The sequence below is a fragment of the Gordonia sp. CNJ-863 genome (genome assembly GCF_001942325.1).
Taxonomy (GTDB): domain Bacteria; phylum Actinomycetota; class Actinomycetes; order Mycobacteriales; family Mycobacteriaceae; genus Gordonia; species Gordonia alkanivorans.
This window is the reverse complement of sequence record NZ_MKKG01000088.1, coordinates 106025-119924: the sequence shown is the minus strand read 5'-3', so window position 1 is coordinate 119924 and position 13900 is coordinate 106025. Positions and strand designations below refer to the sequence as shown.

General features: G+C 69.6%; 11 protein-coding genes and 1 pseudogene. 2 read left to right on the top strand and 10 right to left on the bottom strand.

What is annotated here, in order from left to right; translation table 11 throughout:
* Nucleotide 1: 1 nt before the first annotated feature.
* From murD to BJF87_RS24285, 10 genes and pseudogenes are all read right to left on the bottom strand, one after another.
* Nucleotides 2–1587 (bottom strand): annotated as a pseudogene (gene murD, locus BJF87_RS24330) (UDP-N-acetylmuramoyl-L-alanine--D-glutamate ligase).
* Nucleotides 1580–2677, bottom strand: coding sequence for a phospho-N-acetylmuramoyl-pentapeptide-transferase (gene mraY, locus BJF87_RS24325; protein WP_075864064.1), 1098 nt, complete (start codon nucleotides 2675–2677; stop codon nucleotides 1580–1582). The pseudogene murD and the gene mraY overlap by 8 nt, the downstream one beginning before the upstream one ends.
* 94 nt (nucleotides 2678–2771) lie before the next feature.
* A complete protein-coding gene (locus BJF87_RS24320) occupies nucleotides 2772–3296 on the bottom strand; it encodes a UDP-N-acetylmuramoyl-tripeptide--D-alanyl-D-alanine ligase (protein ID WP_075864063.1) in 525 nt (174 codons plus the stop codon).
* Nucleotides 3293–4978, bottom strand: a complete 1686-nt coding sequence (locus BJF87_RS24315) for a UDP-N-acetylmuramoyl-L-alanyl-D-glutamate--2,6-diaminopimelate ligase (RefSeq protein ID WP_035752773.1) — start codon at nucleotides 4976–4978, stop codon at nucleotides 3293–3295. The genes BJF87_RS24320 and BJF87_RS24315 overlap by 4 nt, the downstream gene beginning before the upstream one ends.
* 170 nt (nucleotides 4979–5148) lie before the next feature.
* Nucleotides 5149–7083 (bottom strand): penicillin-binding protein 2, encoded by a 1935-nt coding sequence (locus BJF87_RS24310; RefSeq protein WP_006356871.1) that lies wholly within the window; start codon nucleotides 7081–7083, stop codon nucleotides 5149–5151.
* Nucleotides 7084–7186: 103 nt separating this feature from the next.
* Nucleotides 7187–8095 carry a hypothetical protein gene (locus tag BJF87_RS24305; RefSeq protein WP_035752672.1) on the bottom strand — a complete coding sequence of 303 codons (909 nt, stop codon included), beginning with the start codon at nucleotides 8093–8095 and terminating at the stop codon, nucleotides 7187–7189.
* Nucleotides 8096–8097: 2 nt separating this feature from the next.
* Entirely contained in the window at nucleotides 8098–9084 is a 987-nt protein-coding gene (gene rsmH, locus BJF87_RS24300) for a 16S rRNA (cytosine(1402)-N(4))-methyltransferase RsmH (protein ID WP_035752675.1), read from the bottom strand.
* Between the two features lie 244 nt (nucleotides 9085–9328).
* On the bottom strand, nucleotides 9329–9769 hold the full coding sequence (gene mraZ, locus BJF87_RS24295; protein ID WP_006356868.1) for a division/cell wall cluster transcriptional repressor MraZ: 441 nt from the start codon (nucleotides 9767–9769) through the stop codon (nucleotides 9329–9331).
* Between the two features lie 431 nt (nucleotides 9770–10200).
* Nucleotides 10201–10602 (bottom strand): DUF3040 domain-containing protein, encoded by a 402-nt coding sequence (locus tag BJF87_RS24290; protein WP_035752676.1) that lies wholly within the window; start codon nucleotides 10600–10602, stop codon nucleotides 10201–10203.
* Between the two features lie 177 nt (nucleotides 10603–10779).
* Complete coding sequence (locus BJF87_RS24285) at nucleotides 10780–11244, bottom strand: SAV_6107 family HEPN domain-containing protein (protein WP_006356866.1); 465 nt, start codon at nucleotides 11242–11244, stop codon at nucleotides 10780–10782.
* A 320-nt stretch (nucleotides 11245–11564) separates the two neighbouring features.
* On the opposite strand from BJF87_RS24285, the gene BJF87_RS24280 reads away from it, so the two are divergent.
* Together BJF87_RS24280 and BJF87_RS24275 are read left to right on the top strand one after the other, a co-directional pair.
* On the top strand, nucleotides 11565–12236 hold the full coding sequence (locus BJF87_RS24280) for an N-acetyltransferase (RefSeq protein WP_035752678.1): 672 nt from the start codon (nucleotides 11565–11567) through the stop codon (nucleotides 12234–12236).
* Between the two features lie 46 nt (nucleotides 12237–12282).
* Nucleotides 12283–13896, top strand: a complete 1614-nt coding sequence (locus BJF87_RS24275; protein ID WP_035752679.1) for an NAD(P)/FAD-dependent oxidoreductase — start codon at nucleotides 12283–12285, stop codon at nucleotides 13894–13896.
* Nucleotides 13897–13900 lie beyond the last annotated feature (4 nt).

Below are 13900 nucleotides of genomic sequence, written 5' to 3'. Positions count from 1 at the left end.
CTCACCGCGAGGTGGAGGTGCCGGCGATGTCCTGTGCGGCGTGCGCGAACGCGTCACCGCGCCGGCCGTAACCGGCGAACATGTCCAGCGACGCCGCGGCGGGTGCGAGGAGCACCGCGTCGGGCTTCGGGTCGCTCGCCGCGGCGAGCTCCCACGCCTCGGCGACCGCCCGGTCCATCACGGCGACGGCGGGGTCTGATCCCGAGGCTCGAGTCGACGAGTTCGGGATCGACGAGAGGACGGGTGCGGTCTGACCCTGGCGTTGCACGTTCACCGTGCCATCGTCCCCTGTGAATACTGTGACTGTTGGGACTTCTGGGGCGTGTCGCGCGATCGCTTCGACGACCAGTTCCCGATCCCGGCCGATGGCGACCACTCCGGCGAGCCGATGGCCGACCGCGGTGAGCATCCCGTCCATCGACGCACCCTTGAGCAGGCCGCCCGCTATCAGCACCACACGGTCGTACGCGGCGACCGCGCCTGGGCGGCATGCGGGTTGGTGGCCTTGGAGTCATCGACGAAGCGGATGCCGTCGCGCGTCGCCACGACCTCGCCGCGGTGGGCGGCGGGCCGGAAATCGGTGAGCGCGGCGTCGACGGCGTCGCGCTCGACTCCGATCGACAGTGCGAGTGCGGCGGCGGCGAGAGCGTCGGAGACACCCGACGGACCGGCCGGATGCACGACGCCGGCGGACAGCAGACGACCCGCACCGAAGGCGCGGTCGACGAGTTGCCCGTTCTCGACGCCGAGCTGACCGTCCTGCGGCGGGTTCAGCGTGAAGCCGACCCGGCGTCCCGCGCCCGGCAGACCCGACGCGACCGCGTCGTCGAGGCCGACGACCGCGATGTCGCCGCGCAGCGCACCCGCCTTGGCCAGCGCATAGGCGTCGAAGGTGCCGTGCCAGTCGAGATGGTCCTCGGCGACGTTGAGCACCACCCCGGCCGCCGGGGTGACCGACGGCGCCCAGTGCAGCTGGAACGACGACAACTCGGCGCACAGCACGTCGACGCGGGGCGTCGCGCGCATGGCGTCGAGGACCGGCAGACCGATGTTGCCGCAGGCCGCGCCGGCACGGCCGGAGCGCTCGACGATGTCGGCGAGCATCGAGGTGGTCGTGGTCTTGCCGTTGGTGCCGGTGACGACCAGCCAGGTGCGCGGCTCACCGAGCAGACCAGCGGCGTCGACCCGCCAGGCCAACTCGACCTCACCCCACACCGGCACACCGCCCGCCGCGGCCTGCGCGACGAGGTCGTGGGTGGGTGCGAATCCGGGCGAGACGATCACGACCGCGGTGTCGCCGGTCCACGACGGGTCGGCGAGCAGATCGGAGATCGCGACCGCCTCCGCGCCCTGCGCGATCAGGTCCGCGACCCCGGGGACGGCGGCGATCGCCGCCTCCCGGCCGGCGGCGTCGGCATCGCGTGCGGCGAACCGGTCGTCGGCCAGCAGGATGCAGACGTCGCGGGTGATGAGATACCGCGCCGCCGACATCCCGGCGGTGCCCGCACCGCCGATCACCACGGTCTCCCCGGTCAACCCCAGCGGATCGCCGGCAGACGCGGGGCTCTCGGCGAGCGGATCAGCCATTGGTGGCCAGGAACTCGCCGTAGAAGAGCGACAGTCCCAGCGCACAGGCGATGGCCGTGAGCAGCCAGAACCTGATGATCACCGTCGTCTCGGCCCACCCGCCCAGTTCGAAGTGGTGGTGGAAGGGCGCCATCCGGAACACACGGCGGCCGGTGGTCCGGAAGAAGGCGATCTGGATGACCACCGACATGATCTCGGCGACGAACAGCGCGCCGATGACGACCGCGAGGAGTTCGGTACGGGTCGTGATGGACAGGCCGGCGAGCATGCCGCCGAGCGCCAGCGAGCCGGTGTCACCCATGAAGATCTTCGCCGGTGCGGCGTTCCACCACAGGAAGCCGAGGCAGGCACCGCCGCCGGCCACCGCGATGATCGCGAGGTCGAGGGGATCGCGGACCTGGTAGCACCCGGTCGGGATGTCGCTGGGCGGCTTGGCACCGCCGGCGCAGGCGTTGACGAACTGGAAGAACGTCACGAGGACGTAGGACCCGAGGACCATCGCCATCGAGCCGGCGGCCAGACCGTCGAGTCCGTCGGTGAAGTTCACCCCGTTGGACCAGGCGGCGACCACCAGCCAGCAGAACACCACGAAGACCACCGCGCCCAGGCCGATGGCGTTGATGTCGCGCACATAGCTGAGGTGGGTGCTGGCCGGGGTGAGGCCGTAGTCGTTGCGGAACTGCAGCACGAGGATGCCGAACAGGATCGCGGCGATGAACTGCCCGATCGACTTCGCGGTCTTGTTCAGTCCCAGGTTGCGGTGCTTGCGGATCTTGATGATGTCGTCGAGGAAGCCGACGATGCCGAGCGCCGTCGCGAGGCCCAACACGAGCAGACCCGACGCGGTGGGTCCGTTGCCGCCGTCGGTGAACAGGCCGACCAGGTGCGAACCGAAGTAGCCCGCCCACAGTGCGGCGAGGATCGCGACGCCGCCCATCGACGGTGTGCCGCGCTTGGTCTGGTGGCTCTCGGGGCCCTCGACCCGGATCTCCTGGCCGAATCCCTGACGGGAGAACACCTTGATGAGCACGGGGGTCAGCAGGATCGACACCGCGATCGCGATCGCACCCGCGAGGAGGATCTGGGTCATCGTGCTGCCCTCGTGTTCGCTCGTCCGTTCCCCGCCACGCTCTTGTCTCCGACTCTGTTCGGTGTTCTCGGCCGGCGCGCCTCGCCGCGCGCCCTCATGATGCGGTCCCCTCGTCGCCGGGACCGGCGTCCGTCTCCTCGCGGATCTGCCAGCCGCAGCCCGCACCCCACGCCGTGACCACCGAGTCGAGGTCGGCGCTCGCGGCCGCGAGGAGGATGACATCGCCGGCGGCGGGCCGCCAGTCCGGGTCGGTGTCGACGAGTGCCGCGGCGGCTTCGACCGAGTCGACGATGCGCGCCTCGTCGCCCCACGACCCCTCCATGACGGCGCCCTGGTGCAGGGCGTGGACAGATCTGGAGTCGCCCACGCAGAGAGTCTTGTCGACGGCCAACCGGACGGCCAGACGTCCGAGGAGATCGTGTTCGACGACACGCTGGTTCTCCGGCGTCCCCTCGGGGGTGGCGACCTCGGCGATGATGGCCCAGGTCCGCGGCCGATCCACCGCGGCGCTGCCATGCATCGCTCCGGCGTGCTCGGCGAGTCGGCGGATGAGCAGACGTGCGTCGTCGACCGTCACCGGCGCATCCCCGCGGATCACCGTGACGAACGGTCCGGTCATCGATCACCCTCCGCGGCCACCGAATCGGTGGATGCGCTCTGTGGGGTCGACGACTCCAGCGCTTGTGCGACGACGTCACGGTCGTCGAACGGATGCTTCACGCCGTTGATCTCCTGCCCGGCCTCATGTCCCTTGCCCGCGACCAGCACGATGTCGCCGGGCCGCGCCCACGCGACGGCCTCGGCGATCGCGGCCGCGCGGTCCCCGACCTCGCGCACCGGCTCGGCACCTGCCGGGCGTTCGGCGGCGTCGACGCCGCGGGCGCCGGCGAGAACCTCGGACCGGATGGCGGCCGGTTCCTCCGACCTCGGGTTGTCGTCGGTGACGATGACGAGTTCGGCTCCGCGTGCGGCGGCCTCCCCCATCAGCGGACGCTTGCCGGCATCACGGTCGCCGCCGGCACCGACCACGATGGCCACGCGGCCGGGTCCCTCGCCGAGCTGCCCGCGCAGGGTCGCGAGCACGGCCTCGACGGCACCGGGTTTGTGGGCGTAGTCGACCAGCGCGAGGAACGGCTGTCCGCGATCGACCCGCTGCAGACGTCCCGGCACGCTCACCGACGCGACCGCGTCGAGTGCGGTGGAGATCGGCACACCCGCGGCATGGGCCACGGCGACCGCCAGCAGGCCGTTGGCCACGTTGTAGCGGCCCGGGAGAGGCATGACGAGGACGTGGTCGCCGTCGGGTTCGGTGATCGGCGTGTGGGAGGTGCCTTCGCCGGTGAGATCCGACGGTCCCGCGTGCCAGTGTGCGGGCGTCGGACCGGTCGACACCGTCACCGGCTGCAGGTGCGCCGCCTCGCCGGGCCGGCGGGCGAGATCGGCCATCCGCTGCCCCCACTCGTCGTCGACGCACACCACGGCGCGTACCGCGTGGTTCGGCGACGACGGCACGAACAGCTGCGCTTTGGCGTTGAAGTAGGCGCGCATCGTCTGGTGGAAGTCCAGATGGTCCTGCGAGAGGTTCGTGAAGGCACCGATAGCGAAGTGCGCGCCGTCGACGCGCCCCAGCGACAGCGCGTGGCTGGACACCTCCATGACGACGACGTCGACGCCGTCCTCGAGCATCGACGCCAGCAGCGCCTGCAGGGTCGGGGCCTCCGGTGTCGTCAGCGAGCTCGGCTGCGCGACGCCGTTGACGCGGGTCTCGACGGTTCCGATGAGCCCCACCGAGTGCCCGGCGGCGAGCAGGGCGGCCTCGACGAGATACGACGTGGTGGTCTTGCCCGACGTGCCGGTGATCCCGATCAGCTTCAGCCGCTGCGAAGGGTTGCCGTAGACACGGGCACTGACGCTGCCCAGCACGGTCCGCGGGGCGGGGTGGATGAGGACCGCGACGGCGGTCTCGGGCGGCAGGACGCGGCTGAGTTCGGCGCGGCCGGCCGGATCGGTCAGGATCGCGGTCGCCCCGGCGGCGACCGCCTGGTCGGCGAACCGCGCACCGTGGGTGGCCGCACCGGGCAGGGCCGCGAACAGATCGCCGGGCTGTACGTCCTGGGCACGCAGGGTCACGCCCTGGACGCTGGTGTCGCGATCGGCGCCGCCGACGAGGTCGAGCCGGGCGCCGGTGGCCGTCGACAGGACCGTCACGGACGTCGGCGCGATCTCGCGCGGACGACCGGCGACCTTCCTGCCCTTGCGCCTGCCGGCCGATCCCTTGTGCGAGGAACCACGAGACGTCATGTGTTCGCCTCCTCGGGTGTTCTCGGTCGGTGTGCTGGTGGTGCTGGTGGTCTGGATACCTGCGGTCTGGTTACCGGGGCCTGGGTTCGTGTTCGGCGCAGAATTGCACTCACGATACCGACCCCGGGATCGGCGTCCGGGATGCGGTGCGCCGACCCCTCCGGTCGTGATCAGTTCGCGGTGAGGGTCAACCTCGGCGTCGGCGGGGACAGCGGGACCTGGGCGCGCTGCAGCATCCACGACGCGATGGTCGAGAAGAGCGGTCCGGCGGACTGGCCTCCGGTGCCGTCGGAGCTGCGACGCGGGTTGTCGAGCATGATCCCGATGACGTAGCGCGGCGCGTCGGCCGGGGCGATCCCGGCGAAGGTGATGTTGTAGCGCGAGTTCGAGTAGCAGCCACACGACGGGTCGACCTGCTGGGCGGTACCCGTCTTTCCGGAGACCTGGTAGCCGCTGACGGCGGCCTTGGTGCCGGTACCCATCTGCACGCCCATCGGATCGTCCTGCACCACCGACCGGAACATGTCGCGGACCGTCCGGGCGGTCTCCTCGCTGACGACGCGGACCGGTTCGGGACGAGCGCGTCCCTCCGGGGTGCTGCCGTCGCGCTCCTCGCCGGCGAGGATGCGCGGCGGGATGCGCAGACCGTCATTGGCGATCGCCTGGTACATCGCGGTCATCTGCAGCAGCGTCATCGAAAGACCCTGTCCGATGGGCAGGTTGGCGAATGAACCGCCCGACCACTGGCTCAGTGCCGGCACCTCGCCGGCACTCTCGGCCGGGAGTCCGACGCCGGTGCGCTGGCCGAGCCCGAAACGCTTGAGCATGTCGGCGAAGCGTTCCTCGCCGATGCGCTTGGCGAGCATCAGCGTGCCCACGTTCGACGACTTACCGAAGATGCCGGTGGTCGTGTACGGCTCGACGCCGTGCTCCCAGGCGTCGCGGACGGTGACGCCGGACATCTGGATGCTGCCGGGCACCCGGTGGACCGTGTCCGGCCGGGTGAGGCCGTATTCGATGGCGGCGGACGCCGCGACGAGCTTGTTGACCGAGCCGGGCTCGAACGGTGAGGTGACCGACGGATTGCCGAGCTCGGCCTTCGGCTGATCCGACAGTGGGAGCGAGGCGTTGAAGGTGCCGTCGTTCGCCATCGCCAGTACCTCGCCGGTCCTGGCGTCGAGTACCACTGCCGAGGCGCCCCGCGCGCCGGATGCCTGTTTGGCCTTCATGACCTGGCTCTGGACGAACCACTGGGTGTCGGAGTCGAGGGTCAGGCGGACGGTGGAACCGTTGATCGCCGGGTGCACGTTGCGGGTGCTGCCCGGGATGATCGCGCCGTCCGATCCGCGGTCGTAGGTACGGGAACCGTCGGTGCCGGACAGGATCGCGTCGAGCGAGGCCTCCAGACCGATGAGACCGTTGCCGTCGTAGTTGACGTCGCCGATGACGTTGGCCGCCAGCGAACCACCGGGATAGAGCCGGATGCTCTCCGGGTCGGCGCCGACCTCGGGGAACTCCTCGGTGATGCGTTTGGCGACGTCGGGGCTGACCGCCCGGGCGAGGTACACGAAGGGTTCGTCACCGGTGATCTTCTCGAGGAGGTCTTCTTCGCTGATCGAGCCGCCGAGTGCGACCGACACACCCTTGGCGATCTCCTTGAGCCGCTCGTCGACGCCGGGCAGTTCGTCGTTCTTGCGGTGCTCCTCGTCGATCGACTTGCGAACCGCCTTGGGCAGGAACGTCAGTGACCGGGCTTCGTCGGTGTAGGCCAGCGGGCGACCGTTGCGGTCGAGGATGGAACCACGCTTGGCCGTCAGGACCTGGGTGTACTCGCGCTGCTGGGCGGCCTCGGCCGAGATGGACCCGGCCTGGATGGTGTGGACGACGATCATCCTCCCCGCGACCGCGAGGACCACGAGCAGCACGACGACACCGAACACCTTGGTCCGGAAACCGAAGCTGTGCAGTCCCCCGCTGTTCCGCGGGCCGCCCTTACCCGGTCCGCGGCCACCCGGGCCGCCTGCGGTCGCGCGGGATCCCTGGCCCGGGCGACGTCCCGGGCGAGACGGCGCGTGGCCGAGTCGCTCGAAGGTCGCACGTGTCATGGTCGTCAATTGTTCACCGCTTCAAGGTCGTGACAGGGATTTGGCGTCGGCGGGTTGCAGATCGGTGGGCGCACTGTGACAGTCCCCACGACCCGCGGGCACCTCACGTCCGGGGCACGACATTCGGCGCCGGGACCGGGGTCGAGGGCTGGGGTGTGGACCCCGACTCGGTCGGCGCCGACGAACCCTCCCCCTGCCCGGGGGCCGGATCGGGTTGAGCCGGAACGGGTTGCGGAGACGGCGCGGACTGTCCCGGGGTTGAGGGGGCCGGGGCCTGTTGGCCCGGGGTCTGCTCGGCCGGCGGGTTGGGGGCGCCGACGGCGCCACCGCCCAGGCCGATCGAATCGTCCACCTTGCGCGGGTCGATGGTCTCGGTGGGGTCGGGCTTCAGTTCGGGGTTGAGGTCGGCCATCGGCTTCCCCGATGCCGGTGCGGGTTTCCCGACGATTCGGGGCCGGCGCGGGTCGTCGACGATCATCCGTGCCGGATTGTCCGACGGGATCATGCCCAGACGGGTTGCCTCACGGGACAGTTCCGGCGCCGAGTTGCCGGATTCGTAGGTCCGCTTGAGCGCGTCGCGCTGGTCGATGAGCGACTGGTTCTCCGTCCGCTCGATGCCGAGCTTGTAGGAGTCCTGGGCCGACTTGGTCGACAGCCACAGGCTCAGACCGAGGCCCAGGACCAGCAGCGCGATGACCGGGACCACGAAAGGTGTGTGCTGCAACCGTTCCCGGAGCGAGACACCGGACATCGACAACCCGCCGCGGGCCGCGCGCGGTGCGCTCGCACCGGTGGCCATGCGCTTGTGGCGCCGGTCCAGCGCGCGTTGGGCAGCCCGCGAACGGGTCGCGCGTTCGGATTCGATGCGTGCACGCCGCGACCGCCGACTGTCACGCTCGGCATCCGACCGCCCGGCGTCGGAGCGGGTTGCTCCGGAACGGGCTGTGCCGGAACGCTTGTCGTCGGAACGGCCGGAGCCGGGACGACGAGGGGCGTCGTGCAGGATCGTCATGATCAGCCCTTCTTCTCGACTCGTTCGACCGCCCGGACTCGCACCGGTGCCGATCGCGGATTGATGGACAGTTCCTCGTCGTCGGGACGCTCGGCGCCACGGGTCACGAGGCGGAACTCCGCGGCGGTGCCCGGCAACTCGACGGGCAGGCCGGGCGGGGAGGTCGAGGTCGTACGAGCTGCGAACTCCCGCTTGACGATCCGGTCCTCGAGCGACTGGTAGCTCATCACCGCGACACGACCGCCGACCGTGAGCACCGACAGCGCGGTCGGCAACGCCTCACGGAGGACGTCGAGTTCGTGGTTGACCTCGATACGCAGGGCCTGAAATGTTCGCTTGGCCGGGTGGCCGCCGGTACGCCGTGTCGCCGCCGGGATGGTGGCGTAGAGCAGTTCGACGAGGCGCGCACTCGTTGTGAAGGGTTCTTTCTCGCGCTCACGCAGGACCGCCGAGGCGATCTTGCCGGCGAAGCGCTCCTCCCCGTACTCGGAGAGCACACGGGCCAACTCGCCGTGACCGTAGGTGTTGAGGACGTCCGCCGCGGTGAGGGGGTCGTCGGAGTTCATCCGCATGTCCAGGGGCGCGTCGACCGAGTAGGCGAATCCCCGGCCGGCCTGGTCGAGCTGCATCGACGAGACGCCGAGGTCGAACAGCGCGGCGTCGATGGATTCCTCACCGGCGTCGTCGAGGACGTCGGCGATCTCGTGGAAGGTGGCCTGGTGCAGGGATATCCGGTCCGCGTGCGGCGCGAGCCTGCGTCGCGCGATGTCCAGGGCGGAGGCGTCGCGGTCGATGCCGACGAGGTGCACGTTGGGGAATGTGTTCAGGATGAGTTCGCTGTGCCCACCGGCGCCGAGCGTCGCATCCAGGAACACCCGCCGGTCTTCTGATTCCAGTGCCGGGGTGAGCAATTCGACGATCCGCCGGCCCATGACCGGGATGTGGCCGAACTCGCCCGAGCGGCGAGTGTCGTCACCAGTGTCATCCACGGAGGGCCCCCATCGGCGTGTCGGCCATGTCGGTCGGCAGAGTCGGCGTTTCGGTGCGAAGGACTTGTCGGAGGAGTGTCATGTCGCGGGCGGGACGGCGGATCACCGTCGGGCCGCGCCCCGGATGGAGCGAGGTCCCGATCCGATTCCGTACCTGGCGTTGGGGAAGTACGCCAGGGTCGGACCGGATCGGGGCCTCGTGCCACCCGAAGCCCGAGTACCGCTCAGCCCCGTCCCCTCTCGGCTACAAGACCGCGTTCAACGCGGCCGAGTTGGCTGCCGAGAAGTTCTCCTCGTGCTGCGTCTGGTACTCGTCCCATGCGGCCGAATCCCAGATCTCGAGGTGATCGAAGCTGCCGAACACCACGCACTCCTTGGACAGTCCCGCATAGATGCGATGGTCGGAGGACAGGCTGATCCTGCCCTGGCCGTCCGGTCGCTGTTCTTCCGAACCGGCGAAGAAGGTCCTCTGAAACGCACGCAGGTCAGGGTCGTTGCGTGACGCCTCGACGATCCTCGCCGCGATCGCATCGAACTCTTCGGTCCGATACACCGACAAGCTGTGGTCTTGGCCTTTGGTGACCACTACCCCTCCTGCCAGTGCATCGCGGAACTTCGCGGGCAACGTGAGTCGCCCTTTGTCGTCCAATTTGGGCGTGTAGGTGCCGACGAATCGCACAGACATGTCGACACCTCCTGCCCCTGGGTTCCGCGCTCCGGATCGCCTCACCCAGTGCTGCCACAGTACCCCACTTTCCTCCACTTTCCACCCCAGAGGCCCACACGATCTCCCACGTTCAGCAAATCCCCAGTTCAAGCGGGCAAAATGTGTGGAACTTCGTGCGTGTCCCGTGCGCAAACGCGCGTCTACACCTCCCGGAGCCGTGTGGCAGACGTGTTTCCTGAGGTGCCAGATACCCGTGCGACCAGCAGTTCCGTCATAAGTGGGGCAAAGTGGGGACCCCCGGTGGGGGAAGGTGGGGCCCGGGAGTGGGTGACGGTGGGGCGCCTGGGGCGCACGGCCGGGAGCGCGCTGGATCGCACATACGAAAGAGCCGCGCACCCACTGGGGTGCGCGGCTCCGGATGAGTCGTGGCATTCAGGCCGGCCGGGGATCTACTCCTGCTCGAACCGACGGTTGAATCGTTCTTCCATCCGCTCCGACAGCTTGCGCTTGGAGCCGGACGACCCGGACTGCTTCTTGCCTCCGGCACGCGGCGCGGACGTCGCGGAGTCGGCGAGGTCGTCACCCCAGAGGGCGAAGAGACCGGCGCCGAACATCACCAGGAAGCCGAGGAGGCTGACGATCGGGAATCCCCCGATGTCGATCTTGACGATGAGACCGCCGACGAGCATCACGAGGCCGACGACGAAGATGGCCACCGCCTGTAGGCGACGACGGCCACTCGACTTACCCAGCCGACGACGCTTGACACTGGACGCAAACTTGGGGTCTTCCGCGTACAGAGCGCTCTCGATCTGTTCGAGCATGCGTTGCTCGTGCTCCGAAAGTGGCACCGACCCTCCTTCTCCCTGATCCGCGACGCCGACGACGGTCAACCGCGACCGGTGAGGCGTCTGCGCCTTATTCTCCCATGATACGAGGTGAAATCAGCCGCGACCACCATTACTCGCTGTTGTTGGTCCGGATGCACATACCGGAACGACAACGGAACGCCGAATGTGTGTCCGGCCTCACGCAGTTCGCCCGATTTGGGGCTCCTCTGTCCCGAATTTGCCTTGCTCGTAAGCAATGACCAAGGTCTCGACCCGGCGGAGGAAATCAAGGACGAGGAGTCGCATGCCGGCGACACTGTCGGGGTCGAGTGTTCGGATGATCCCCGACTCGATCTTCATCCGGACGGGCGACAGCGTGGCGAAGCGCGCGGCCAGCGGGGCGAGGTCGGGAGCGACAACTCCGATGCGGGTCCAGGCGTTCGACGTCTTGCGACGGGCGGGGCCGGCCGGCTCGCCGATCGCGAGCGCGGCGCCTGCCGCACGGAGGGCGACGAGATAGAACTGCCGAAATCGCTCGGCGTCGTCGGAGACGCCGTCGGCGTTGTCGAGGAGGAGATGGGCGCGCTGGAGGAGGTCGCGCGCACGTCCGACCATCACCGGGTCGACGGGGGCGGACCGGCGGGATGTGGGCCGTCCGGGCATGGCATCCTCCTCACTCGCTGGCGACGGTGTCCGGTGGCAGACGCTTCCCTCGTCCGCCACCGGACCGTCATGTCGTCGGGATGAACGCGAACAGCTTGCGGAGGCACATTCATCGAACACCCGTTCGACACGTTCAATATAGCTAGCGGCGCGCGTCTCTTCAAGGCGTGGGTCCGCGCCCGCATCCTTCTTCAACACCGGGTCCCGCGACCCGATTCCGCGGAGTCCGCCGTACCGAGAGGACAGTCACGCCAGATGGTCGGAGAACGCATGGCCGGGGCGGTGCGGGCCCGCTCGGTGAACCCGGAAGCGACCCGACGTTGACGCTCCGGCTGGTGAACCTCAGTGGTCAGGACTCCCGCGTGTGGCTGGAGCCCGCTCTCGACGTCTACGTGACCGCGATGGGATATCCCCGCGGGACCGAGATGCATCGAGCGTCTCTGTGGCGCGAGCACATCGCCCGGCCGGGCTGGCGCGCGATCGGCGCGGTCGCCACCCTGCCCCCGCACGAGGCGCAGTCGATGCCGACGTCCCGTCGCCGGGTCGGACCGCCGGTGGGTACGGGTCCCGACGACGTCCTGGTCGGCATCGCGTACGGCTACACCGGCGCGACCGGACAGTGGTGGAATCAGCAGCTCCGGCTCGGGCTGCGGCAGACCGGACGCTCGCCCGCGGACATCGAGATGATCGCCCGGGACTACTTCGAGCTAACCGAGCTCCACGTTCATCCCACCGCACAGGGACGCGGCATCGGACAGTTGCTGCTGGCACGGCTCCTCGCCGAGCGGCCCGAACGTCATGTCCTCCTGTCTACGCCGGAGATCCCCGCCGAACAGAACCGGGCGTGGTCGCTGTACCGGCGGATGGGCTTCACGGACGTGCTCCGGCATTTCACCTTCACCGGCGACCCCCGTCCGTTCGCGTTCCTCGGCCGTCCGTTGCCGCTGAATCTGCAACCGCCGCCCCCCGGTCCCCCACCATCCGGAAGATAGAGGGCATGGCACAGACAAAGACGACAGCGCACGGCACGGAACACGCATGAGCGGGCACGGGGAGCGGCGCGACGCGGTGGTCGTCGGCGGCGGCCACAACGGCCTGATCGCCGCGGCCTACCTCGCGAAGGCCGGTCGCGACGTCGAGGTCTTCGAACGCGACGACATCCCCGGCGGGGCGGTGTCGACCGTCGAACGTTTCCCGGGGCACCGCATCGATCGCGGTTCCTCGGCGCACCTGATGATCCGGCACTCCCCCGTTCTGGACGACCTCGACCTCGCCTCGCACGGACTCCGGTACGTCGACTGCGACCCCTGGGCCTTCGTGCCGGCGACCGACACGGCCCCGGCGATCGTTTTCCGCACCGATCTCGACGCCACGTGCGTCTCCATCGAACGATCTTGCGGCGCAAAGGATGCCGCGGCATACCGGCAGTTCGTCGAGACCTGGACGCCGCGCGCGCGGGCCGTCATGGACGTCTTCTACCGACCCGCGTCGATGGGACAGTTCGGGCGGGCGTTCGCCGGTCTCGGTTCGACGGCCACCACCGAACGCACCGGCCTGATCGGACGCCGCAGCGGCGCGATGCTGAATCTCACCGCCGAACTCATGGCGTCCGGCGACTCGCTCCTCGACCGATACTTCGACTCCGAACAGCTCAAGGCCGGGCTCGCCTGGTTCGGTGCGCAGTCGGGACCGCCGATGAACGCACCCGGCACCGCGCCGATGGTCGGGTTCGCCGCCCTGATGCATCTCATCCCGCCCGGCCGCGCGATCGGCGGCAGCGGTGCGCTGACCGATGCGCTCGTCCACCGCATCGGCGCCGACGGCGGCCGGATCGTGTGCGGGGACCCGGCCGTCTCGATCACCCGGTGCGGTGACCACTGGCGGGTGCAGACCGAATCCGGCGAGCGTCGGTGCACACCGACCGTGATCAACGCCTGCCACGTGCTGGCGACCCTGGACCTGCTGGCGGCGGGCGGTTTCGACGCCGGGACCATCGACCGCTGGCGACGCGACATCGTCGTCGGCAGCGGGATCGGGATGGCGGTGCGTCTCGGCACGACCGCGCTGCCCGTCTACCGCGACCTCCCCGACGACCTGCCCGTCCACGGCGTCCACTCGGCACTCGGCCTGCTGGTCACCGACCGTGCGCACCTGATCCGCGCGCACGCCGCTGCGGCGGTCGGTGTACTACCGCCGCGGCCCGCGGTGGTGGCGATGAGCTTCTCGGCGATCGACCCCACCCTCGCCCCGGAGGGCAGGCACGCGATCAACCTGTGGGCACAGTGGCACCCCTATCGGCTCGCCGGGGGCGACTGGTCGACGCTGGGGGCACAGGCGGCGGCCGCGGTCTGCGACGAAGTCGACCGTCATGCACCGGGTTTCGCGGAGTCCATCGCACACCGGTACATCCAGACCCCCGAGGATCTCGAGTCCGAGCTGGGCCTGATCGGCGGCAACATCATGCATGTCGAGATGTCGATCGACCAGATGTTCATGTGGCGACCGACCCCCGACCTGGCGGGCCATCGCGTCCCCGGCGCCGACGGACTGTTCCTGGCCGGGGCGTCGACCCACCCGGGCGGCGGGGTGACGGGCGCGAGCGGTTACATCGCCGGGCACGCCGCACTGCGTAGGAGACGTTTGTTCAGCTGAGCGT